Here is a 24,520-nt window from a genome sequence, read left to right as displayed (position 1 = left end):
CCTATCGTTTAATCAGTCAGATGGACATAGCCAGGACGGTTCCATTTTCTTTCTGCTTCGACTCCGTTTTGCGGATGCCGTTTTTTGTTGCGCGGATTTGTTTTTGGAAGCGGCGCTGTTTCACAGCCGCCAAGCACTTCCATGCGGACTTTTGTCTGTTTATAAGCAGGCGTGTTCGTCCGTTTATCAGCTGCAGGGCCCGTCAAGAAGTTAATCGCTGACTCCTTGTCTGTCGAGTTCATTGGCAGATAGAGTTCATTTTTCCGTACCCGGTCTGTGATCAGCGCGTTCAATTTGACTGCTCCGAACGGAGAAACGAGCCGTACAAGCGAACCGTCACAAACACCTCGCTCTTGTGCAAGCTCAGGTGAGATCTCAACGAATACATTCGGCACTTTCGCTTGGATGCCTTTCGATTTATTTGTCATGTTTCCTTCGTGGAAATGCTCCAGCATCCGGCCGTTATTGATATGAAGGTCATATTCCTCCGGAAATGCCGCTGGCTCGGTCCAATCAGAAAGGGCAAAGCGGGCTTTTTTGTCAGGGAAATTAAATCCGTCTTCATACAGAAGCGGTGTGCTTTCACCTGTGAAGCTGCCCCATAGGAAGCTGTTCCAGCCTTCAAGCACCTCATAGCTTGCTTTGGCAAACAGAGGAGAAAGACTCGCCATTTCAGAGAAAATGTCACTTGGATGGCTGTAATTCCAATTCGCTCCTAAACGGTTTGCCACCTCTTGAATAATCCACCAGTCCGGTTTTGCGTCACCAAGCGTCGGAAGCGCCTGATACAATCGCTGGACACGGCGTTCTGTGTTGGTAAATGTTCCGTCTTTTTCAAGTGAAGGAGTGGCCGGCAAGACGACATCAGCATATTGAGCTGTTCTTGACAGGAAGATGTCCTGTACCACGAAGAAATCAAGGCTTGATAAAATATCATGCACATGGTTCGCGTTTGAATCGACCAGTGCCATATCCTCACCGACAAGATACATAGCTTTCATTTTTCCTTCTTCAATGGCATGAAGCATTTGAATATTATCTAAACCAGGCTTTCCATCAATCTCGACACCATATGCCTCTTCAAATTTAGCGCGGGCTTTGTCATCTGTAATATGCTGATATCCCGGCAGCCAGCCAGGCAATGTTCCCATATCACATGCGCCTTGCACGTTATTGTGTCCGCGCAGAGGATAAGCGCCGGCACCTGGACGGCGATAGTTGCCCGTAGCGAGAAGCAGGTTTGAAATGGCTGCTGATGTATCGGAACCGCCTGTATTTTGTGTGACACCCATTCCCCAAAGGACACAAGTGCCGTCAGCATCACGGATCATTTCAGCAATTTGAATGATGTTTTCTTTTGAAAGGCCAGTGATGCGTTCTGCATAATCAAGCGTATACGTTTTAAGGGTTTCTTTATAATCTTCAAAGTAATTGACGTTCTCATCAATAAACGCCTGATCGTGCCAGCCTTGGTCGATCATATATTTCGTAACAGCCATCAGCCAAACTTGGTCTGTGCCTTGTTTAGGGCTGATGAACAGATCAGATCGCTCAGCCATCTCATTTTTACGCAGGTCGGCAACAATCAGTTTTTGACCGTGGAGCTTGTGTGCCCGTTTGACGCGTGTTGCGAGCACTGGGTGTCCTTCCGCCGGATTGGCACCGACAATGATGACGAGACCTGCTTTGGCAATATCTTTAATCGTGCCGGCGTCACCGCCCATGCCGACAGTGCGGAACAATCCGTCTGTAGCAGGAGACTGGCAGTAGCGTGAGCAGTTATCGACGTTGTTTGTTTCAAATACCTGACGCGCTAGTTTTTGAATGACGTAGTTTTCTTCATTCGTAATTTTAGAAGAAGAAATAAATCCTACAGAGCCTTTACCGTACTGCTCTTTAATTGATCCTAATCTGCTTGCGACAAGATCGAGGGCTTCTTCCCAAGAAGATTCCACAAAGGCTCCGTTTTTACGGATTAAAGGCTTTGTGATCCGCTCTTTTGAATTGACAAAATCCCAGCCGAATTTCCCTTTGACACATGTGGAAATCGCGTTAACCGGAGCATCAGAAACAGGCTGGATCTTTAAAATATCCCGTCCTTTTGTCCATACTTCAAATGAACACCCGACACCGCAGAACGTACATACAGTTTTCGTTTTTTTCGTTCTCGTTTCACGCATTGCCGCTTCGACTTCAGAAATGGCAAAAATGCTGCCATACCCCGGTTCAACATTTTTCACGAGATCAATCATCGGTTCCATGACGTCCTCTTTAATGCCTGTCATAAAGCCAGCCTGCCCGAGCATTGATTTTTCCATCAGTGCATTACATGGACATACTGTTACACACTGACCGCAGCTGACACAGGAAGATTCATTGATCGGAACTCCCTCATCCCAAATGACGCGAGGGCGTTCGCGTTCCCAGTCGATTGAGAGTGTTTCATTTACCTGAAGGTTTTGACAGACCTCAACACACTGGCCGCAGGCAATACATTGGTTTGGATCATAGCGGTAAAAAGGATGAGACATATCAACCGCGCAAGAAGGATCTTCTTTTGGCGTGTATGGGTATTTTTGATGCTCGATCCCCATCATTTCCGCTGTATTATGCAGCGTACAGTTTCCATTGTTGTTATCGCAAACTGTACAATACAGCAAATGATTTTCAAGAAGGCGGTCCATCGCTTCGGTTTGCGCTTCTTTCACTCGATTTCCTGATAGATCAATAGACATCCCGTTTTCTGCAACCGTCGCGCATGAACGAACCAGCTTGCCGTTTGCCTCTACTATGCAAGTATCACAAGTTTGAATCGGGTCAACTTCTGGTACGTGGCAAATCTGCGGGTACTCAATTCCGTTTTCATTTAAAATATCTAAAATTGTGGCCCCTGCTCGTGCTTGAATTTCTGTTCCGTCTACACGGACACTGATCGACTTAACGTCCATCATATTCATATTCCCCTCCATCTTTCTTTCAAGAAGTCAAAAAAAGCCATGTATAGATACACCTGCCCTTAATTCTAAGAAGGTGTAAACACACATGGCGGAATAGTTCACTAGCAAGTCTTACTAACAGACCAATCCTTGATTTTTATAAAACGATAGACTCATAACAAGATCCTATTACAAATCCATCAACACTGCTTTTATTATAATGTGATATTTATTATAATACAATATGGCAGGAAAATTTTAACCAAGTGAAATGTCCTGAGGGGAACCGGGAAAAGCCTTTATAAGGCAATATCGGAAGGGGTAATCAGCATGTCTAAAAAAATTCATGAATTCAATGATATCATTCGAAAACTTCGCAAAGAATTGTTCGGAAAAGGGCCTGAGAGAATTCATACTGTATTTGTAGAAAACATGGCAGTTTCAACACTATACGGAAATCTGAGTGCAAGCGAGCAGTTTATCGCCCGCACGCCTGAAGGAAGAGAGATGGTACATGCGGCCCGGACAAGCCTAATTCAAGACCTTTATTCCAAACAAACACCGGAAGGAATGGAGGAACTCATGGGAGCTAAGCTAGTCCATTTGTTTTCTGATATTAAAATTGAGGAAAACATCGCTGTATCTGTATTTGTTTTTGACCGAAAAATAGATGAGCAAAAAGAAGCTCTGCAAAGCTAGTATATTTGTCATTGACACAAATTTGTCACATTTGATATGATGTTGCTACAGTTATAGAAGGCTAAAGCAATGGAATGTATGCACGAACTGTATATATTCTCTTTCAATATCTTACATACTGCTTGATATTGTTGTATGGGTATGCATACAAGTTAGGCAGCATTCAAACGCCTGGTTTGACACAGGTTATTTGAGTGCTGCCTTTTTTATTGCCTTTCTTGCATAACTGTGAGAAAAGAAGAAGTAATGGAGGCGTTTTATTATGGCTTTTCGAAAACCGGATGAAATAGCGGAAGCAGCAATTGAGGCAGGGATGAAAAAAATAAAGCTCCCGCTGCCGTCACTGCTTGTGCTGGGGTTTTTAGGCGGTGCATTTATCGCGCTTGGGTATTTGCTTGATATCAGGGTAATCGGCGATCTTCCGAAAGAATGGGGGAGCCTGTCCAGTTTAATTGGTGCAGCAGTATTTCCAGTCGGTCTGATCCTTGTCGTTCTCGCTGGCGCTGAACTGATCACAGGCAATATGATGTCAGTTGCGATGGCGTTATTTTCGAGAAAAATATCAGTAAAAGAGTTGGCGATTAACTGGGGAATCGTCACAATTATGAACTTAATCGGCGCATTGTTTGTTGCGTACTTTTTCGGGCATTTGGTTGGATTGACTGAAACAGGTCCTTATTTAGAAAAAACGATTGCCGTTGCCCAAGGAAAGCTTGATATGAGCTTTGGCAAGGTTCTCATTTCCGGCATCGGCTGTAACTGGCTTGTATGTCTTGCAGTGTGGCTTTCTTTCGGCGCCCAAGACGCAGCAGGAAAAATCCTTGGCATCTGGTTCCCAATCATGGCTTTTGTGGCTATCGGATTTCAGCACGTTGTCGCCAACATGTTTGTGATTCCTGCTGCCATTTTTGCAGGCTCATTCACGTGGGGGCAGTTCATCGGAAACATCATTCCGGCTTTTATCGGTAATGTCATCGGCGGAGCTGTATTTGTCGGTCTCATTTATTTTATTGCATATCATAAGAAAGACCGCTCCAGAAAAGAAATGAAGCAGGTGTCATGACCAACGGGCAAATCCATTCGATGATTTGCACAATTTCCGTCCATTTTTAGAAAAAGATGTTTACAAAATGGAATTTGGTGGATATACTTACAAAGTAAGAAAAAAGCAAAGGAGGCTGAACCAAAATGACAATGAGACAACGACGTCAACCTGTACGTGATACACATGTAAAAGTTCATAGTTTATTCAGCCTGTGGAAGAGTTCGTGTCCTTCCTTAACCGATGCTTATCGCACGCATTAAATTCGGAATAGTCGGACATACGCAACTCCCCGCAGGCAGTAGAGGCATTGGTGTCTTCTTTTGTCTGCGGTTTTTATTTGCCCGCGGCAGAAGGGGTGTGCCGCGGGTTATTTCGCTTGATGCGGACTTTGAAAGGGGGTGAGCGATATGACGATTAACCTATTCTTTTTAACGTTAACGATAAAAAAAAGGTTTAAAAGCCTGGAAGAATTCGAACGAGAACAGCAGATTGAGCAGATTTATGATGAAATGAAAGAGTCTCAGTTAAAGCATCTTTATTTAACAAACTGGCGCTAAAAGCAACGAAAAAAACTGAAGGGGGAATGGCATATGCTTAGAATGGAATTATTGATGCATTATACAATGGAGAAGGACCAAGTTTAGCGAAACAGCTGTCAAGGAAATGCCTGCCTGCATACAATAAATCAACGTTACTGTGAGGCAGGTGATGGCATGATGAACGATTATCAAAAAAGGCTTCCGTCGATTGGCCATGGTTATGCGTCCATGCCGCATTCCTTCAAACATGGTTATGGAAATCCATTCCGACAGCAGAGGCTGATGGCAATGCAGCAGCAAAGGCTGTTTGCATTCCCTTATCATTGGCATTAGAAAGAGGGCAGAAAACATTTTGTTTTCTGCTTTTTTTGCGGAAAAAAATGAAAAAGTTTAGTTCTATTGAAACATTTTTCAATACATTGCCGTCTAGTTGGTACCTTCCTTCACTTTTAGAATGAAGATGATGTTTATTTTTTGAATATAATAAATAAACATAGGAAACCAAAAGCAGGTGTTTAAAATGCTAGAAAATAGACTCTATAAACGATCGGATTTTTGGAAATTATTTTCTCGGAAATATAAGCTAACCAAAACAATTGAGCATATGATGATTGACTCTATAGATATACAAGAAAATGACAGAATTTTAGAAATTGGAATTGGGAATGGCACTGTCTTTAAAAGCATAACCAAGAAACTAGAAAAGGGAAGCCTAAAAAGCATTGATCCTTCAAAGCGAAAGGTAAGACAGATATTACGTGCGAATCGAAAGAACATGGGGAACGGGGAGGTTTTTCATGGCTATCCAGAGGACATTCCCTTTGATGACCGTACCTTTAATAAAGTCTTTTCTTTACATACGGTTCAGAGCTGCACCGATATTAGGCTTGCATTAAGAGAAATTTACAGGGTGCTTCAAATTGACGGCCGGTTTTATATCAGTATTGACACAAATACCGGTGAAAAAGAGAAAACGTATATTCAACTGCTGAAAGACCAGCATTTCAGGGATCTTTCTGTTATCAGGCGTGATTCCTGTCTATGTATTGTGGCTGTTAAATAAAAAATTTCTCGGGAAATATATCCAAGATCCTCGCATCAGGATTTGGGTATATTTTCCTAATTTTTTATTTTTTGCATATACTTTATATTAAAAAAAGTTTTTTTCATATAAACTTATAACAGAAGAAAGAACAAAGAGGTGATTTCAGACAGGGCAGACATTCTTTATGAACAATAGGAATGAATATTCATTCCGCAAACGAATCGGAGGTTGTAGATTACATGTTATCCGCATCCAGCAGTAAATACGACATGATTATGAAAGCGTCGGTCTCACTTTTTACGGAAAGGGGTTTTGACGCTACCACTATTCCTATGATAGCTGAACGTGCTCATGTAGGGACAGGAACGATCTATCGTTATTTTGACAGCAAAGAAACACTCGTCAACGTACTGTTTCAAGAAAGCATCCAGCGATTTACGGAAAAACTGAAGCAAGACGTTTCAGAATTGCCTGTCAGAGAAGGCTTTCACCACGTATTTTGCTGTCTCGTTCAGTTTACGAAAGAGAGCGACTATGCGCTTTTTTTTCTTGAAACCAAAAAAGATGCTCATTACTTAAATCATACAAGCAAAAAAATGATAGAAAATCTGACTCAAATGCTTGATGACTATTTTAATAAGGGAAAAGCGGAAGGCGTGATTCGCAGCCTGCCCTCTAATGTGTTAATTGCGATTGTATTAGGGGCGTTTCTCAAGATATATCAGCTCGTTCAAACAGGTGATATAGAGATGGACACTGATTTAATTACTGAATTGGAACAATGCTGCTGGGACGCCATTAAGCTTCATTCATCACAAAAATAAGGAAAGGGAGATGTTAATGAAACAGGCAAGCGCAATACCTCAGCCCAAAACATACGGACCTTTAAAAAATCTTCCGCATCTGGAAAAAGAACAGCTTTCTCAATCCTTATGGCGGATAGCTGATGAATTGGGACCGATTTTCCGTTTTGATTTTCCGGGAGTATCCAGTGTTTTTGTCTCGGGCCACAATTTTGTGGCTGAAGTGTGTGATGAAAAACGCTTCGACAAGAACCTTGGCAAAGGCTTGCAAAAGGTGCGTGAGTTCGGGGGAGATGGCTTATTTACAAGCTGGACGCACGAACCGAACTGGCAAAAAGCCCACCGCATTTTGCTGCCGAGTTTTAGTCAAAAAGCGATGAAAGGCTATCATTCTATGATGCTGGATATCGCAACTCAGCTGATTCAAAAGTGGAGCCGGTTAAACCCTAATGAAGAAATTGATGTAGCGGACGATATGACACGTCTGACGCTTGATACGATTGGGTTATGCGGGTTTAACTATCGATTCAACAGCTTTTACCGTGATTCACAGCATCCGTTTATCACCAGTATGCTCCGTGCCTTAAAAGAGGCGATGAATCAATCGAAAAGACTGGGCCTGCAAGATAAAATGATGGTGAAAACGAAGCTGCAGTTCCAAAAGGATATAGAAGTCATGAACTCCCTGGTTGATAGAATGATAGCGGAGCGAAAGGCGAATCCGGATGAAAACATCAAGGATCTCTTGTCTCTCATGCTTTATGCCAAAGATCCAGTAACCGGTGAAACGCTGGATGATGAAAACATAAGGTATCAAATCATCACATTTTTAATTGCTGGACATGAGACAACAAGCGGGTTGCTATCCTTTGCGATTTATTGTCTGCTTACACATCCGGAAAAACTGAAAAAAGCTCAGGAGGAAGCGGATCGCGTGTTAACGGATGACACGCCTGAATATAAACAAATCCAGCAGCTCAAATACATTCGGATGGTTTTAAATGAAACCCTCAGACTGTATCCAACAGCTCCGGCTTTTTCTCTATATGCGAAGGAGGATACTGTTCTAGGCGGGGAATATCCGATCAGTAAAGGGCAGCCAGTCACTGTTTTAATTCCAAAACTGCACCGGGATCAAAACGCTTGGGGACCGGATGCGGAAGATTTCCGTCCGGAACGGTTTGAGGATCCTTCAAGTATCCCTCACCATGCGTATAAGCCGTTTGGAAACGGACAGCGCGCTTGTATTGGCATGCAGTTTGCTCTTCAAGAAGCGACAATGGTTCTCGGTCTTGTATTAAAGCATTTTGAATTGATAAACCATACTGGCTACGAACTAAAAATCAAAGAAGCATTAACGATCAAGCCGGATGATTTTAAAATTACTGTGAAACCGCGAAAAACAGCGGCAATCAATGTACAGAGAAAAGAACAGGCAGACATCAAATCAGAAACAAAGCCAAAAGAAACCAAACCTAAACACGGCACACCTTTACTTGTTCTTTACGGTTCAAATCTTGGGACAGCTGAGGGAATAGCCGGTGAATTGGCTGCTCAAGGCCGCCAGATGGGCTTTACAGCTGAAACGGCTCCGCTTGATGATTATATCGGCAAGCTCCCTGAAGAAGGGGCAGTCGTCATTGTAACGGCTTCTTATAATGGGGCGCCGCCTGATAATGCTGCCGGCTTTGTAGAGTGGCTGAAAGAACTTGAGGAAGGCCAATTGAAAGGTGTTTCCTATGCGGTATTCGGCTGCGGGAACCGGAGCTGGGCCAGCACGTATCAGCGGATTCCCCGCCTGATTGATGACATGATGAAAGCAAAGGGGGCATCGCGTTTAACAGCGATTGGGGAAGGTGACGCCGCCGATGATTTTGAAAGCCATCGCGAGTCTTGGGAAAACCGCTTCTGGAAGGAAACGATGGACGCATTTGATATTAACGAAATAGCCCAGAAAGAAGACAGGCCTTCATTATCGATTACTTTTCTCAGTGAAGCGACGGAAACGCCGGTTGCTAAAGCATATGGCGCGTTTGAAGGGATTGTGTTAGAGAATCGAGAACTCCAGACAGCTGCCAGCACGCGTTCAACCCGCCATATTGAATTGGAAATTCCGGCTGGTAAAACATATAAAGAAGGCGATCATATCGGAATCCTGCCAAAGAACAGCAGGGAGCTTGTTCAGCGGGTTCTCAGCCGATTCGGTTTGCAGTCCAATCATGTGATAAAAGTTAGCGGAAGCGCTCATATGTCTCATCTGCCGATGGATCGGCCGATCAAAGTAGCGGATTTATTGTCGTCCTATGTAGAGCTGCAGGAACCGGCATCAAGGCTTCAGCTTCGGGAGCTGGCCTCTTATACAGTCTGTCCGCCGCATCAAAAAGAGCTGGAACAGCTCGTTTCAGATGATGGCATTTACAAAGAGCAGGTACTTGCAAAACGTCTTACCATGCTTGATTTTTTAGAGGATTATCCTGCTTGCGAAATGCCGTTTGAACGGTTTTTAGCACTTTTGCCATCACTAAAACCGAGATACTATTCCATTTCAAGCTCACCGAAAGTTCATGCAAATATCGTGAGCATGACGGTAGGAGTTGTGAAAGCCTCAGCATGGAGCGGCCGAGGTGAATACCGGGGTGTCGCCTCTAATTATTTAGCAGAATTGAATACAGGTGATGCAGCAGCCTGTTTCATTCGTACGCCGCAGTCCGGATTCCAGATGCCGAATGATCCTGAAACGCCTATGATTATGGTCGGGCCGGGCACAGGAATTGCGCCATTCAGGGGCTTTATTCAGGCAAGATCGGTTTTGAAGAAGGAAGGAAGCACCCTTGGTGAAGCACTTTTATACTTCGGCTGCCGCCGCCCGGACCATGACGACCTTTACAGAGAAGAGCTGGATCAAGCGGAACAGGAAGGTTTGGTCACAATCCGCCGATGCTACTCGCGCGTCGAAAACGAATCAAAAGGATATGTCCAGCACTTGCTCAAGCAAGATTCACAGAAATTGATGACACTCATTGAAAAAGGCGCTCATATTTACGTATGCGGTGATGGATCGCAAATGGCTCCTGACGTAGAGAAAACTTTGCGATGGGCATATGAAACTGAAAAAGGGGCAAGTCAGGAAGAATCCGCCGATTGGCTGCAAAAGCTGCAAGACCAAAAACGTTATATAAAAGACGTTTGGACAGGAAATTAATAAAAAATAAAATCCCGCCAATCTGATTGGCGGGATTGCTTTGCATGTGAGAAAACCGGCACGATAATGAAATCTACTGAAAAGGATGTTATAGGGAGTATCGCGCCGGCCTTATTGTTAATATCGGCAGTTCAGGACGAAAGTTTAGTATTATTCCTTTCTAGCTATCTATGGAATTTAAGCCATTGAATTTGTTAAAATCAAAAAGAATTTTCTGAAAAACCAGAAAAATGTTTGTATAATTGTGGTAACTATGGTATAATAATCAAAGAAGCTGAAGGTATCAAGTTAAGGGTATTTATATACAACTGATGTTGATATGCTAGGGCTAAAACTTAAAAAGGGCAATTGAAAAATCGAATTGCGAATTGAAATTTTCAGAGTTTTTATATTGTGTGTATTAAGTATACTTGACTTATCTTGATAACTGTTTTTTAGGAATCCTTTGTAATTTATCAAGAATTCTCATGTCCGCATATATTTATGGGAGGAAATTATGAACTTGTATAAATCTTTACGGGATAAGAAGTTTAAAGTATCAGTTATTGGTTTAGGATATGTTGGATTGCCACTTGCAATTTCATTAGGAAAATATTTTAAAGTAATAGGTTTTGATATTTCTGAGGATAAAATAAAAAATTATTTGAAAGGTAAAAAATATACTTATGAAGTAGAAAGGGAAAAAATAAAAAATTCAGATATCTTGTTTACGTATAATGAAAAAGAGCTTTTGGATTCTAGATTTCATATTATTGCTGTACCTACTCCTATTAATTTAAATAAAACCCCTGATTTATCTCCACTTAAAGAGGCAAGTTCTATTGTAGGTAGAAACTTAAAAAAAGATTCGATTGTAGTCTATGAATCTACCGTTTATCCTGGCGTTACAGAAGAAATATGTGCACCAATATTAGAGAAAGAGTCAGGTCTTAAATGTGGGATTGATTTTAAAATTGGATATTCACCAGAAAGAATAAACCCAGGGGACGATCACCACAATTTGGAAAATGTCACAAAAGTAGTAGCTGGAATGGACAGGGAGTCACTTAATATTATATCACAAGTTTATAAAACAATTGTAAAGGCAGGAGTTTATAGAGCAAAAAGTATTAAAGTGGCGGAATCAGCTAAAGTAATTGAGAATTCTCAAAGAGATATAAATATTGCCTTTATGAATGAGCTTTCAATTATTTTCAATAAAATGGGGATAGATACAAAGTCTGTTTTAGAAGCTGCAAAAACTAAATGGAATTTTATGGACTTTTCACCCGGCTTAGTTGGCGGACATTGTATAGGAATAGATCCGTATTACCTTACATATAAGGCTGAAGAGATAGGATATCATTCACAAATAATTCTTGCTGGACGTAAAATAAATGACAGTATGGGAAAGTATGTTGCGGAAAATACTATAAAGATGTTATTAAAAGCCGGGAAGAATATTAAGGGAGCAAGAATTGCAGTATTTGGTGTGACATTTAAGGAGAACTGTCCGGATATAAGAAATAGCTTAGTTGTGAATACAATTAGAGAGCTTCAAGAGTATGAAACCAACATAAAGGTAGTAGATCCTATTGCAAATGCAGATGATTTATGGGATGAATACAGAATTAAACTTAATGATATTAATGATATAAAAAATATGGACTGTATAATTTTCGCTGTCCCTCATAATATATTTAAATCTATTGATTTAACTGATATTTCAAATATGTATAGAATCAATGTATACAATAATGTTGCTTTCGAAGCTGCAATTATGGAAGCTGCAACTTCCTCTGAAGTGCAAAATCAAAATTATAAAATAAATATAAAAAAAAATACTTTAATTGATTTAAAAGGCATTTTTAATCGAGAAGAAGTAGAGAATAAAAACTTTCTCTATTGGAGGCTTTAAGTTGAATAATAATAATAATAGATATGATTTCCCTGAAAATTCCAAATTTCTCGTTACTGGTGGAGCGGGTTTTATTGGGTCTAATCTTGTTGAAAAAATACTAGAAATGGGGTTTTATGTAAGGGTTCTTGACAACTTTTCTACTGGTAATAAAGAAAATATTGAAGTTTTTTATAGCAACTCTAATTTTGACCTCCAAAAAGGTGATATTCGTAATTTAGAAGAATGTCAAAAGGCATGTGAGGGAATTGATTATGTACTACATCAAGCAGCACTCGGCTCTGTGCCTAGATCTATAGACAAACCAATTGAAACAAATGATGTAAATGTGAACGGAACTTTAAATATGCTTGTAGCCTCTAAAAAAGCTAAAGTAAAAAGATTTGTATATGCTTCTTCTTCTTCAGTATACGGTGACGATTTAAATCTACCAAAAATTGAGGATAGAATAGGTAATCCATTGTCTCCTTATGCAATAACAAAGCTTACCAAAGAACTTTATTCGAAAAATTTTAATGAGATTTATGATTTTCCAACTATTGGTTTGCGTTATTTTAATGTCTTTGGAAAGAGGCAAAACCCTAATTCAATTTATGCTGCGGTTATACCAAAATTCATCAAGACGCTTCTCTATAATAAACCGCCAATAATTAATGGTGACGGCTTACAGACTAGAGACTTTACTTTTATTGATAACGTAGTCCAAGCTAATTTAAAAGCTTGTCTTGCTAAAGAAGAGTCTTTTGGCAAGGTTTTCAATATTGCATTCGGCCAACAGAAAACCATAATTCAGCTATATTCAGATATCTCTCGAATTCTTAGAAAAGAAATAGTTCCTAAGTTTGGTCCGGATAGGGTTGGAGACGTTAGACATTCAAATGCAGATATAAATAAAGCTATGAATTTATTGAATTATAAACCTGATTATGACGTTGCAACTGGTTTGCGGTTAACTATTGATTGGTATAAGAATAATCTATAAAAATATTAATATGTAAATGTTTTTGTATATATTAAAAAAGAGTTATTTATAACAATTGTTTTTGGTTAACAAAACTTCTCTATTTGTTGATGGTTGCCTTATGAGACTAAATGTGAAAAGGAATGGTCTTATGATTATAGAAGTCAAAGATTTGTCTAAACATTTCGATTATTATAAAAAAGAGCTTGGGGTAAAATCTTCACTTCAAAATTTATTTCGAAGAAAGAAATTAGTCAAAAAAGCTGTGAAGAATGTGTCCTTTTGTATTTCAGAAGGTGAGATCGTTGGATTTTTAGGTCCTAATGGTGCCGGAAAAACTACGACATTAAAAATGTTAGCTGGAATACTTTATCCATCTGAAGGAACCGCTACAGTAAGCGGCTATATACCATGGGAAAGAAAAGAACAGTTTAAGAAAAACTTCTCCATAATTATGGGGCAAAAGAGTCAGCTTTGGTGGGATTTACCTGCAATAGAATCACTAAATCTTAATAAATATATATATGAAATAAATGATAAACAGTTCAATTTAATTGTTAGAGAACTGGCTGAATTATTAAAAGTTAAAGATTTATTAAACGTTCAAGTAAGAAGATTATCTCTAGGACAGAGAATGAAAATGGAATTGATTGCTGCACTAATACATCAACCTAAAATAATTTTTCTTGATGAACCAACAATAGGTTTAGATGTAATTACTCAAAGAAATCTTAGAGCATTCATTAAAGATTATAACCAAAAATTCAAAACAACAATAATACTAACGAGTCATTATATGGAAGATATAGAGGAATTGTGCGATAGAGTTATAGTAATTAATAATGGGGAGCTAGTTTATGATGGTGATTTATATAAAATAAATGAGATATTTAACAATAAAAAACTAATAAATCTAAATTTCACAGAAAACTTTAATAAAAATGAGTTATCTCCACTTGGAAATATTAGGATGTATGATGATTATAATGTACAGTTGGAAGTTGAAAATAAAATTGTTAATCAAGATTTATTATCCATTCTAAGTCAATTTCCAATAAAAGATTTCACCATAGAAAATATTCCAATTGAAGAGAGCATTGAATTATTGTATAGGAAAGAAGGTGTGATTAAAATTGAGAAAGAGGCTAAAATATAAGAAAACTTTTATATTAGGAATTCAAAATTCAATGGAGTATAGAACTAATTTCCTTCTTAATATATTTGGAGGATTTTTCACTTTAGTAATCCAATTATACTTGTGGTCTTCTATTTTTGAAAATACTAGTAGCAAAACAGTTTTTGGTTATACTTATAGTGAGTTAATTATATATACCGTAATGGCTGCTTTGGTTACGAATTTAGTATCTACAGGGTTTGAGAGGGATATTGCACTAGATATAAAGGATGGGGGTTTAAGTAAATTTCTTATTCAGCCAATAAATTATTTTAAGTTTAGAAGTAGTTGTTTTTTAGGACAAAAATGCAGCGAATTATTAGTTACAATAATACTTTCAGTATTCTTATTATGTACTATTAACTCGGTTATGGATTTAGATTTAAATATAATCAATATATTTTTTTCGATTATACCTATATTATTATCTATATTGCTTAATTTTCTTTTTTTCTATTGTATAAGTTCATTAGCATTTTGGTTTGAAGAAGTATCAATGCTTTTTTGGGGAGTCAATCTTTTAACGTTAATTATAAGTGGTTCAATATTCCCCTTAGATATTTTTGGTGAAAGATTAAACTATGCTCTTAATTTTTTACCTTTTAAATATACAGTATATTTTCCGATAAACATAATAACAGGAAGATTAAGCCCTTCCATGATTCTTAATGGAGTTCTAATTCAGTTAGTATGGATAGTTATCCACTTTTTTCTCCTTAAAGCTTTGTGGAAAATTGGTATGAACAAATATTTGGCGGTGGGTGGCTAATGAGTAAATTAATTAATGTAGTTAATAAGCATTTAATTGTATATATTCAATTTTTAAAACTTAGTTTAATAACTCAAATGGAATATAGATGGAATTTTTTCATTGGGTTTATTGTAGAAAGTGGGTTTATATTTACAAAAATTATGTATCTTATTGTTATTTATAATCTAGACATTACTATTAACGGTTACTCACCAGATGAAATTTTACTTTATGTAGGAACTTTTTCTATAATAACAGCATTCTATACTGGATTTATAATGATTAATTTTTACGAAATACCTAATAACATAAAAAAGGGTGACTTAGATCTTCTTATAATAAAACCAGTCTCCCTCCAGTTTATGTTAACACTTAGGAAAATTGACTTTTCTATGATCCTATCAAACTTTTTAGGTGGAACGGCAATGGTTATTATGGCTATTTTAAAATTAAATATAGATTTAACATTTAGTTATTTTCTTGGTTATATATTACTAATTTTTTTAGGAGTAATTGTTGCGTATACATTATTTTTGATTCCGCAGCTTTTGTCTTTTTGGATTATTGAAACAAAGGCGATATTTAATATATCAGATAAGGCATGGGATTTTAATACAATGCCGATGGTAATTTATACAAAAATAATTCAAAGAATAGGGATTTTTCTTATACCTATTTTTACAATCTCAAATTTTCCTTCAATGTTCTTAGTTGGCAAGATTTCTAATACGCTTTTAATATGGGCTTATATTGTCCCGATCATTCTTTTTGTTTTAGTCCGTATATTTTGGAATTATGCAATAAAGAATTATAGCAGCGCTAGCAGTTAATTTAAGGGGGGGTAATAAAATGGAACTGTCAATCTATGATTTGTTAAGGAGGACTTCATTTAAGTATCCAGACACAGTAGCAGTCAAATTCGAAAGTCAGAGAATTACTTATAAAGAGTTTCTATTCCGTGTGGATTCAATAGCGTTATATTTAGAAAAAGAGGGAATTCATTCAGGTAAAATAGTAAGTATAATAATGAAAAGGTCTCCTGAGCTACTTGCTACATTATTTGCATTACTGAAGCTAGGTGCAACTTATGTCCCCATAGAACCAACATTACCCGAAAAAAGGATTATTTATTTAATAAAAGATAGCGGATCAGAATGTGTTGTTTCTGATCAAGATTGCAATTACATTAAGAACAAGAAAATTATAAATATGTCTAAAGCAAAAGAAATAACAACATATACTGAAGATATTCCACAAAAAAGTTCACCTAATTATATGAAAAATACAGCCTATATTATTTATACATCTGGTTCGACAGGGGATCCAAAAGGTGTTCTGATAACACAGGAGTCGTTAATGAATTTAATTAGAAATGGAACAGAAGAAGTTGGAATAAATTTTGGGAAAACAATAGCCTGCATATCAAATATTTCTTTTGATATGTCAGTACCTGAAACTATTTTACCTTTATGTAAGGGTTTGACAGTTGTGCTTGCGAATGAAAAAGAGCAAATAAACCCTGTTTTAATGAAAAAATTAATTATAAATAACAATGTTGATATACTCCTTATTCCTCCTACAAGATTAGAATACCTCCTTAGTTACAATAACGATTATGTTTTTTTAAAAAGACTAACTACTGTGCTATTAGGTGCTGAAAATATATCCTATAATCTACTTGAATTAATTAAAACTAATAGTAGTGCTAAGATTTATAATCTGTATGGACCAACAGAAATAACTGCATTTGCAACTTATTGCAATTTAACTAAAGCAAATGATATTCATATAGGAAAGCCTATTAAAAATATGAATGTATTCATTTTAAATGAAAAACAACAAAAACTGGGAGTTAACGAAAAAGGAGAAATTTATATATCAGGGATAGGTGTAGGTAAAGGTTATGTTAATAAGCCTGAGCTTACCAAAAAAAACTTCGTCTCAATTCCGTCAATTAGTGAGAATAGAATTTATAAAACTGGTGATCTCGGTGTAATTTTGCCAAGTGGTTATATTAAATATTTAGGTAGAAAGGATAATCAAGTTAAGTTTCAAGGATACAGAATAGAATTGGAAGAAATCGAAAAAGTAATCATTAAATACCCTGGAATAAAACAATGTGTAACAGAAATTAATAGAGATAAGAATAACGAGCAATGGATCTGTTCATTTTTTACAAGTAATAACACAATAAATGAACAGAAACTTAGATCTTTTTTACTTGATAAACTACCAATTTATATGGTTCCTAGTCATTTCATTTGTCTTGAATCATTTCCTATGAACGTTAACGGGAAAATAAATCGGAAAAAAATTAAAGAACTTGTTATTCAAAAAGGAAAAACTTCAGAACACAAAAGTGATTATAAAGAAACTATAATGTATATTATAAATGATATTTTACAGACAGATTTTAAGAATAAAACTTTGAAAATTAGTGAAATTGGTATGGATTCGGTACGATTTATCAAAATGGTTTCAGAAATTGAAAGACGTTTTGAAATCGAGTTTGACGATGATTTTTTAATTTATGATAAATTTAAAACGATAGAAGATATTATAAATTTTGTATATATAAGATTAAATAGGATACAAAATAAAAAGTTTGAGTAAGGAGAAAAAAACAATGAGTAAAAGAATTGGTCTTATAGGAATTGGAAATATGGGCTACGGTATAGCTTTAAATTTAATAAAAGCAGGGTACTTTTTACACATAATTAAACACAGAAATAGTCAAAAAGTTCAAAAGTTACAGGAGATGGGGGCAAGGCTAGAGTATTCAATAATTGATATTGCTCTTAAATGTGAAACAATTCTATTATGCTTGCCTAACTCTCGGGTTGTAGAAGAAGTTTTATTAGGGGAAGATGGAGTTATTAATCATTTAAGGAATAATGCTGTAATTATTGATTGTTCAACATCCCGCCCAGAATCAACAAAAATCTTAGGGGATTATTTAAAGGATAAACAAGTAACCCTTCTTGATGCCCCACTAACAAAAGGCCCTGAAGAAGCAATAAAGGGTAAACTAAATGTTATGGTTGGTGGAGACTATACTATTTTTGAAAAAAATAAAGACATTTTGCGCTGTTTTTCGGAGAATATTTTTTATATAGGCAAATTAGGGGAAGCACACAAATTAAAACTATTTAACAATTTCATTTCTATGGGGTTTACAGGAATAGTTATTACTTCTTTGGCATTAGCTAAATTAAATAACATTGATGTTAATAAACTTGATGAGATAATGTCCAAAGGTTCTAATTATATATCTACTTTACCTTCAATGATTAATTGGATTAATAATAAGGAAGAAAGTATATTACAATTTTCAATCAACAATGCTTATAAAGATTTAAAATATTTTAAAGAAATAATTAATGAAGAAGAACAGAGTAAACTATTTATTGTTGATGAATTTATTTTATTTTTTCAACAAGCTATAGAGCGAGGATTGGGAAATGAAATGTTACCTAGATTGTATGATTTTTACTCAAAGCATAAAAAATTTTAACTTAAGCTAGTAGGAGGAATATAATTTAATGGAAAATTACTCATTTAAAAAATTTGTATTATCCAACCAAAAAATAAGTCTCTCTGATTTTATTAAAATAGTAAAAGAGCCAGATTTGAAAGTTGAAATTGATGATGAAGTGAAAAATAAAATTTTAGCGTCTAGAAAATTATTGGATGAATATGTTGAAAATGGTCGTATAATCTATGGTGTAACAACAAGTATGGGAGGATTTGTAGATTATCTAGTCCCTGTCGAATTTTCCGAAAAGTTACAAAATAATTTAATATCCTCTGTTGCCTCAAATGTAGGCGAATATATGAGTGATGAAGATGTTCGGGCGACAATGTTAGCGAGATTAATTTCTCTATCTAAAGGGGCTTCTGCAATATCTTTAGAGAATTTCAAAATATTTTTGAATATGTTAAACAAAAATGTAATACCATGTATACCAAAAAAAGGATCTTTAGGTGCAAGCGGAGACTTAGGGCCTCTAGCGTTTATAGCATTGGTTGGAGTGGGAAAATGGAAGGCAAAGTTTGAAGGCGAAGTTTTAACAGGAGAAGAAGCACTTATTAAAGCTAAAATTAAAAAAATGAAATTGGGCTACAAAGAAGGTCTAGCTCTTATAAATGGAACCTCGGCTATGGCAGGTACGGGTGCTATGGTAAGTGATGGGGTAAAACAACTTTTAGGCTTTTACGAATACATTTCTGCGTTGACTTTTGAAGGGCTTGCTACAAAGCTTAAACCTTTTGATCCAATAGTTCATAAAAGAAAACTCCATAAAGGACAGAATTATTTTTCAACTAAAATTTATAATATTTTAAAATCAAGTAAATTTGTTATAGATGAAGCAGAAACAGAGGCTAATATTCAAGAAAAGAAAAAAAATGTTGTAGAGCATTTAGACAATCAAATTGAAGATGCGTATTCATTAAGATGTTCTCCTCAGATACTAGGTCCATTATATGAAACTGTTGAATTTGCATCGACTATTATAGAAAATGAAATCAATTCAAGTAGTGATAATCCTTTGATTTTACCAGAGGAAAACGATGTTTTTCATAATGGACATTTCCATGGGCAATATATCTCTATGGCTATGGACTACTTATCAATTTGCTTAACGACATTATCTAATTTGTCTGATAGACGAATTGATAGATTTATGGATAAGTCAAATAGTAATGGTCTACCTGCTTTCCTAACAAAAGAAAATCCAGGATTAAGATTAGGTTTAATGGGTGGTCAATTTATGAGTACTTCCCTGACTGCTGAAAATAGATCATTATGCACACCATTATCAATACAAACATTAACATCAACTGGAGATTTTCAAGATATAGTCTCTTTTGGATTAATAGCTTCACGGAGATGTAAAGAAATTTTAGAGAATACTTTATATATCGTTAGTTTTGAACTTTTATGTGCTTGTCAAGCTATTGATATAAGAGAAGAAAGCAACCTATCAAATGCAACCAAAGTTCTTTATGATAATGTAAGAAAGATTGTACCTTATCTATCATACGATACTTCGATCACCCCTTTTATTGAAGAATTGAAATACTTAGTACAAAAAACAACATTATTAAAGGAATTGGATGATATAACAAGTATCGATATCAATAAATAATAGTCATAGATAATGAGGTGTTATAAATTGAGAAAAAGAAGAATTTTATTCTGTGGTAATGGAAATAGTGCCGAGATTTTAAAAGATCTTAACAAAGACTACGAAATTTATATGATAGCAGAGTTTAAGCATGATATTGGCATGCAGTATATTACTAAATTCGTTAGAGCAGATCCTATTGATCCTAAGAGCGCCTTAGAAGCAGCTTGTTACCTATATGAAAAAGGATATGAATTTGAAGCTGTTTTTAGTTTATGTATTGATACAGCAATATCTGTATCAATCATTGCGGAACATTTTAATTTATTCGGTATTCCTTATGAAGTTGCAGTTAATTCAACTATAAAATCAAATAGAAGTAAAATTTTTGAAGAGAATAATATTCCATCACCTAAATATAGAATCGTAAATAGTTATGCTGAATTATTGGAAAGGGCAATAGATGTAGAGTTTCCCTTAGTACTAAAACCTATAAATCTATACGGATCGATAGGCGTAGTACTTGTGGAAAGTAAACAAGATCTTTATGAAGCCTATAAATACTGTACGAATGCTACTAATGAAAAAAGTGTTATAGTAAATGAATATTTAAAAGGAACAGAATACAGCAGTGAAGGTTTAATGATAGATGGAAAGTTTCATTTAACTGGTCTTTCCGAACGAGTTTTTCATTATGAAAAGTACAAGCCCCACTTTGTGGAAGTTGGAGACATTATTCCTACACTTTTAGCGGATCAAGAAAAAAGGATGTGTTCTAAAGTTACTGAAGAAGCTGCCCTTGCTTTAGGAATTAAAAATGGGATTGTAAAAGGAGATCTTATATTACATAACAAACAAATAAAAGTTCTTGAAATTACGCCTAGGCTTGGTGGTCCTCGCTTCGGTACAGAGATGATTCCTTTAAGTAATGGTACGAATATCCTCCGAGCTGCTATTCAACAAGCACTACATGAAGAAATTGATTACAATTATTTGAATCCAAAATATGAAAAGGGTATGGTAAATAGAACAATTTTTGCACAACCAGGTATTATAACTAATATAGAGGGTTTAGAAGAAATTAAAAATTTACCAGGTTATTATGACTTTAAGTGGTGGAAGTTTCCCCCATACTCTGTAGGAGATATTGTGAAAAAACCTCGCAATATGGCGGAAGGCATTGGTTATATTATTGTAACAGGGAAGGATAGAAAAGAAGCAAGCAAGAATGCAAATTTAATAGAACAGACAATCAGAATAATAACAACAAAGAATGAGGTGTTAAAATGAAAATGAAATTTAAAGAGTGGTTTTATCAAAATGAAGATAGGATAATAAGTAATTTGTTTTCTTATTTAAGTATAGATACTTCTTCACCACATGAACATAGAGCATTAAATTTTATAAGAGACTATCTAAACGAAGTTGGCTTTATAATTGAAAAACAACATTTACATAAAGATTTAGAACTTCACTCAGCTTTTGTGAAAACCAACCAATCAGTTATTAATTCAGAACGTTTTAATATTAAAGCGTTTAAATACAGTAAAAATAATAGTTTAAAGAGTGTGCTATTTAATATTCATATAGATGTTGTCCCAGCAACAGTAGACTTTCCTCATGCTTTTTCTCCATACATTAAAAATAGTTACATATATGGACGCGGTGCTTGTGATACAAAAAGTAATTTAATTATGCTAATAGAAGCTATTAGGTTTTTGCAAGAAAACAATATTAAAATAAATAAAGAAATAGCTATTGATTTAGTGATTGAAGAAGAGGTCAGTAGTAATGGAACTATATCTTCTATTCTGCATGGTGTCGAGGCAGATTCTATAATTGTGATGGAACCTACAAATCTTTTAGTGTATAGGGGACATCGTGGTTGTATAACAGCGAATATTACCGTAAAAGGTAAGGCAGTACATATGGGAAGTAAAGAAACAGGTGTCAATGCTATAGAAAGTGCTTACAATATAGTAAATCGACTTAAGTGCTTAGAACTAGAGTTACTAGAAGAAGCAAAAAACAATCAAGCATTTTCCATATGGGATATGCCAGTACAAATAAATATAGGAAAAATAAATGGAGGAGAGTGGGCAGGATCCGTCCCAGAATATTGCGAGCTTATTTGTAATATTGGTTTTCTTCCGAACTACTCTATTGAAGATATAAAAGAAAAAATAACAAAAGTATGCAGAGATACAAATGATGACTGGACTAATAATAATGTTTGTATAAAATTTGAAGGATTAAAGAATAGTGCTTACCTGATCGAGAAAAATGACCCGAACGTAGTAAGCTTAATGAATTCACTAAATAGAAATGGAATAAAACAACAAGAAAGCTATGGATGGTGTGTAAGTTGTGACGCACATCTTTATCAAAGATTTACTGGTATACCCACTTTAATTTTTGGTGCCGGTGATCTCTCTGATGCACATTCAGCTCATGAAAAAATAGATATAGCTGAATTACAAAAAGGGATCCTAATCCTTGCTGATTATCTATCTAAGGAAGAATAAAAAGAAAACATCTATTCAAGGGGACTTAATATTATGCTATCAATTGCTTTAATTGGTATGGGAAGTGCGGGCAGCAGGTTCTTAAGAGCGATATTATATAGAGAAAAAATTAAAGGCGATGTAAAACTAGTTGCAATTTGTGATAGAAATAGAGAGAGACTTGAAAATTTTTATAATACAAATATAAAAACTTATCAAAAAGTTAATGACCTTCTCATAAATGGGGCGTACGATATTATAGTTATAGCAACAAATGAGAATAGCCATTTTAATATACTTAAAGATATAAAGAAATATTCTACAAAATATAAAAGAATTTTAGTTGAAAAATTGTTGGTTGAGAAATTTAATCAAGTCAGAGATATACTTTCTATATATGATGAAAATGAAATTGCTGTGCATTTTGTAGAGAGACATAGTTTAATTTTAAAGTATTTGTTGAATTGGATGCAAACAAACAACCTTACTGTAAAAAGGGCAAGTTTTTTTTGGGGAAAGTTCAGGTTATACGATCATAGACCTACAATAGGAGTTACATCTGAGATATCACACCCAATTGATTTAATATTAATGATTAGTAATATTAAACCTGGTACACCTTTTGAAATACTCGGAGGTACTTATGTTTATAGTGATTTTTCAATATCAGGAAAGCAAGTGTTAGATACTATCAATGTTAATTTAAAAATTGGAAATGAGATTCTTGTTAATGGATCAAGTTCATTTTTATGGGAAAAACGCAGGCGAAATGTACAATTTTATCTAGCAAATAGTGAAGGAATAGTGACATATATGGTTGTACTGATCTTTGATAAACCACATTGGGATATGGACATATGTCGAGTTTATAAAGTTAATTTGCCTTATGGAAGAAAAAGATTAATTAATACTTGGAAAGTAAATTCTAATAAAATAATTTCAGAACTTTTTTGTGTTCATAAGACCAGTATATTTATAGACGAAAATGTAAATGAAATTAAAGGGTTAAGAGAAAGTTTCACCCTCGCTAAGTTGTCAAGTTCTGCTTATGTTCAGGAAATTGTTAGTTCTTTACATTCACATTCAGAATTAAATCTAATAGATACCCCCATTTTTGGAGAAAAAACTTTTAATCTTAATCACTATAAAAAAGTTGATGAGGCAGTTAAAGATTACTTAACTGGAAAGATAAGAGGAAATGATTTTGCAAAAACAGACGAAAACTTTTAAACAAATTAAATAAGTATATTTTCTAAGAAAGGTGATTTTATGGGGAAATACGAAATGATAAATTTAGAAGAATTATTTAATAATAAAGGGATTTCCAGAATGAATAATCCACAAGATGCTAATTTTACTGGATTTGGATCAAGTTATATTTCTGAAAATCTCCCATCTTCTAGAAGTGTTTTAGAATTATATGGTGTGCCCTTTTTGTTTCCAAATAAAGATCCTTTAGTTGTTGACAATTTGGAGTTTATGAATCAAGAAATTCAAATTAAAGAAGCATATTATAGCAATATACATGTTCTTGGTGCCGCTGATAATGGCTCTTTTATTGAACCTATTAAACTTGTGGGAAATGATATTAAAGAAGTAAAAATTGGATTAACAGATTGGATTGAGTCTTCGCCTAAATTTAATAATAAAAAAGGTATTATTTGTGAAGGTATTAACTCAAATAAGAGTGGTTATACTAGGACAGTAAAAACTAATATATGGTATTCTGTTGTTGGAATTCCAAGTAATAGTCTCTTTAAAAGCATATTACTAGTTGATAATCCCAGTATGCATATTTTTTCTTTAACACTTGAGAAGGATGGGTGGTTATAATG

20 protein-coding genes are annotated in these 24,520 nt (G+C 35.5%); 19 read left to right on the top strand and 1 reads right to left on the bottom strand.

Annotated features, from left to right (window positions below; translation table 11 throughout):
* Positions 1–8: 8 nt before the first annotated feature.
* Entirely contained in the window at positions 9–2,951 is a 2,943-nt protein-coding gene (gene fdhF, locus NX903_RS12915; RefSeq protein ID WP_010886582.1) for a formate dehydrogenase subunit alpha, read from the bottom strand.
* 315 nt (positions 2,952–3,266) lie between these two features.
* On the opposite strand from fdhF, the gene NX903_RS12910 reads away from it, so the two are divergent.
* The 19 genes from NX903_RS12910 to NX903_RS12820 all read left to right on the top strand — a co-directional run bounded on the left by NX903_RS12910 (position 3,267) and on the right by NX903_RS12820 (position 24,518).
* On the top strand, positions 3,267–3,635 hold the full coding sequence (locus tag NX903_RS12910; RefSeq protein ID WP_004398508.1) for a DUF2294 domain-containing protein: 369 nt from the start codon (positions 3,267–3,269) through the stop codon (positions 3,633–3,635).
* A 262-nt stretch (positions 3,636–3,897) separates the two neighbouring features.
* The gene (locus NX903_RS12905) at positions 3,898–4,698 is read left to right on the top strand and encodes a formate/nitrite transporter family protein (RefSeq protein WP_024572080.1); all 801 of its coding nucleotides are present in this window, start codon (positions 3,898–3,900) and stop codon (positions 4,696–4,698) included.
* A gap of 389 nt (positions 4,699–5,087) precedes the next feature.
* Positions 5,088–5,237: a YrzI family small protein gene (locus NX903_RS12900; protein WP_004399102.1), complete on the top strand. Its 150-nt coding sequence runs from the start codon at positions 5,088–5,090 to the stop codon at positions 5,235–5,237.
* A gap of 156 nt (positions 5,238–5,393) precedes the next feature.
* Positions 5,394–5,552 carry a hypothetical protein gene (locus NX903_RS12895; protein WP_014477487.1) on the top strand — a complete coding sequence of 53 codons (159 nt, stop codon included), beginning with the start codon at positions 5,394–5,396 and terminating at the stop codon, positions 5,550–5,552.
* 187 nt (positions 5,553–5,739) lie between these two features.
* Positions 5,740–6,282 carry a class I SAM-dependent methyltransferase gene (locus NX903_RS12890; protein ID WP_086344132.1) on the top strand — a complete coding sequence of 181 codons (543 nt, stop codon included), beginning with the start codon at positions 5,740–5,742 and terminating at the stop codon, positions 6,280–6,282.
* Between the two features lie 221 nt (positions 6,283–6,503).
* Entirely contained in the window at positions 6,504–7,088 is a 585-nt protein-coding gene (gene fatR / locus NX903_RS12885; protein ID WP_021480200.1) for a transcriptional regulator FatR, read from the top strand.
* Between the two features lie 16 nt (positions 7,089–7,104).
* Entirely contained in the window at positions 7,105–10,269 is a 3,165-nt protein-coding gene (gene cypB / locus NX903_RS12880; protein WP_086344131.1) for a bifunctional cytochrome P450/NADPH--P450 reductase CypB, read from the top strand.
* Between the two features lie 496 nt (positions 10,270–10,765).
* Positions 10,766–12,166 carry a nucleotide sugar dehydrogenase gene (locus tag NX903_RS12875; protein WP_015714417.1) on the top strand — a complete coding sequence of 467 codons (1,401 nt, stop codon included), beginning with the start codon at positions 10,766–10,768 and terminating at the stop codon, positions 12,164–12,166.
* Between the two features lies 1 nt (position 12,167).
* Complete coding sequence (locus tag NX903_RS12870) at positions 12,168–13,148, top strand: SDR family oxidoreductase (RefSeq protein WP_015714416.1); 981 nt, start codon at positions 12,168–12,170, stop codon at positions 13,146–13,148.
* Between the two features lie 130 nt (positions 13,149–13,278).
* Positions 13,279–14,283, top strand: a complete 1,005-nt coding sequence (locus NX903_RS12865) for an ABC transporter ATP-binding protein (protein ID WP_015714415.1) — start codon at positions 13,279–13,281, stop codon at positions 14,281–14,283.
* Positions 14,261–15,070, top strand: a complete 810-nt coding sequence (locus NX903_RS12860; protein ID WP_015714414.1) for an ABC transporter permease — start codon at positions 14,261–14,263, stop codon at positions 15,068–15,070. The genes NX903_RS12865 and NX903_RS12860 overlap by 23 nt, the downstream gene beginning before the upstream one ends.
* Positions 15,070–15,882: an ABC transporter permease gene (locus NX903_RS12855; RefSeq protein ID WP_015714413.1), complete on the top strand. Its 813-nt coding sequence runs from the start codon at positions 15,070–15,072 to the stop codon at positions 15,880–15,882. The genes NX903_RS12860 and NX903_RS12855 overlap by 1 nt, the downstream gene beginning before the upstream one ends.
* A gap of 19 nt (positions 15,883–15,901) precedes the next feature.
* Positions 15,902–17,665 carry a non-ribosomal peptide synthetase gene (locus NX903_RS12850; protein ID WP_015714412.1) on the top strand — a complete coding sequence of 588 codons (1,764 nt, stop codon included), beginning with the start codon at positions 15,902–15,904 and terminating at the stop codon, positions 17,663–17,665.
* A gap of 13 nt (positions 17,666–17,678) precedes the next feature.
* Entirely contained in the window at positions 17,679–18,566 is an 888-nt protein-coding gene (locus NX903_RS12845) for an NAD(P)-dependent oxidoreductase (RefSeq protein ID WP_015714411.1), read from the top strand.
* Between the two features lie 28 nt (positions 18,567–18,594).
* Positions 18,595–20,202, top strand: a complete 1,608-nt coding sequence (locus tag NX903_RS12840; protein WP_144486726.1) for a phenylalanine aminomutase (D-beta-phenylalanine forming) — start codon at positions 18,595–18,597, stop codon at positions 20,200–20,202.
* 27 nt (positions 20,203–20,229) lie between these two features.
* Positions 20,230–21,471 (top strand): ATP-grasp domain-containing protein, encoded by a 1,242-nt coding sequence (locus tag NX903_RS12835; protein WP_015714409.1) that lies wholly within the window; start codon positions 20,230–20,232, stop codon positions 21,469–21,471.
* Positions 21,468–22,706, top strand: coding sequence for a M20 family metallopeptidase (locus NX903_RS12830; protein ID WP_144486724.1), 1,239 nt, complete (start codon positions 21,468–21,470; stop codon positions 22,704–22,706). The genes NX903_RS12835 and NX903_RS12830 overlap by 4 nt, the downstream gene beginning before the upstream one ends.
* A 33-nt stretch (positions 22,707–22,739) precedes the next feature.
* Entirely contained in the window at positions 22,740–23,915 is a 1,176-nt protein-coding gene (locus NX903_RS12825) for a Gfo/Idh/MocA family protein (RefSeq protein ID WP_015714407.1), read from the top strand.
* A 54-nt stretch (positions 23,916–23,969) separates the two neighbouring features.
* Positions 23,970–24,518 (top strand): hypothetical protein, encoded by a 549-nt coding sequence (locus NX903_RS12820; RefSeq protein WP_128484055.1) that lies wholly within the window; start codon positions 23,970–23,972, stop codon positions 24,516–24,518.
* Positions 24,519–24,520: the final 2 nt, after the last annotated feature.

The organism is Bacillus sp. FSL R5-0576, from assembly GCF_038004765.1.
GTDB classification, from domain to species: domain Bacteria; phylum Bacillota; class Bacilli; order Bacillales; family Bacillaceae; genus Bacillus; species Bacillus subtilis.
This window is presented reverse-complemented; position numbering and strand designations above follow the sequence as displayed.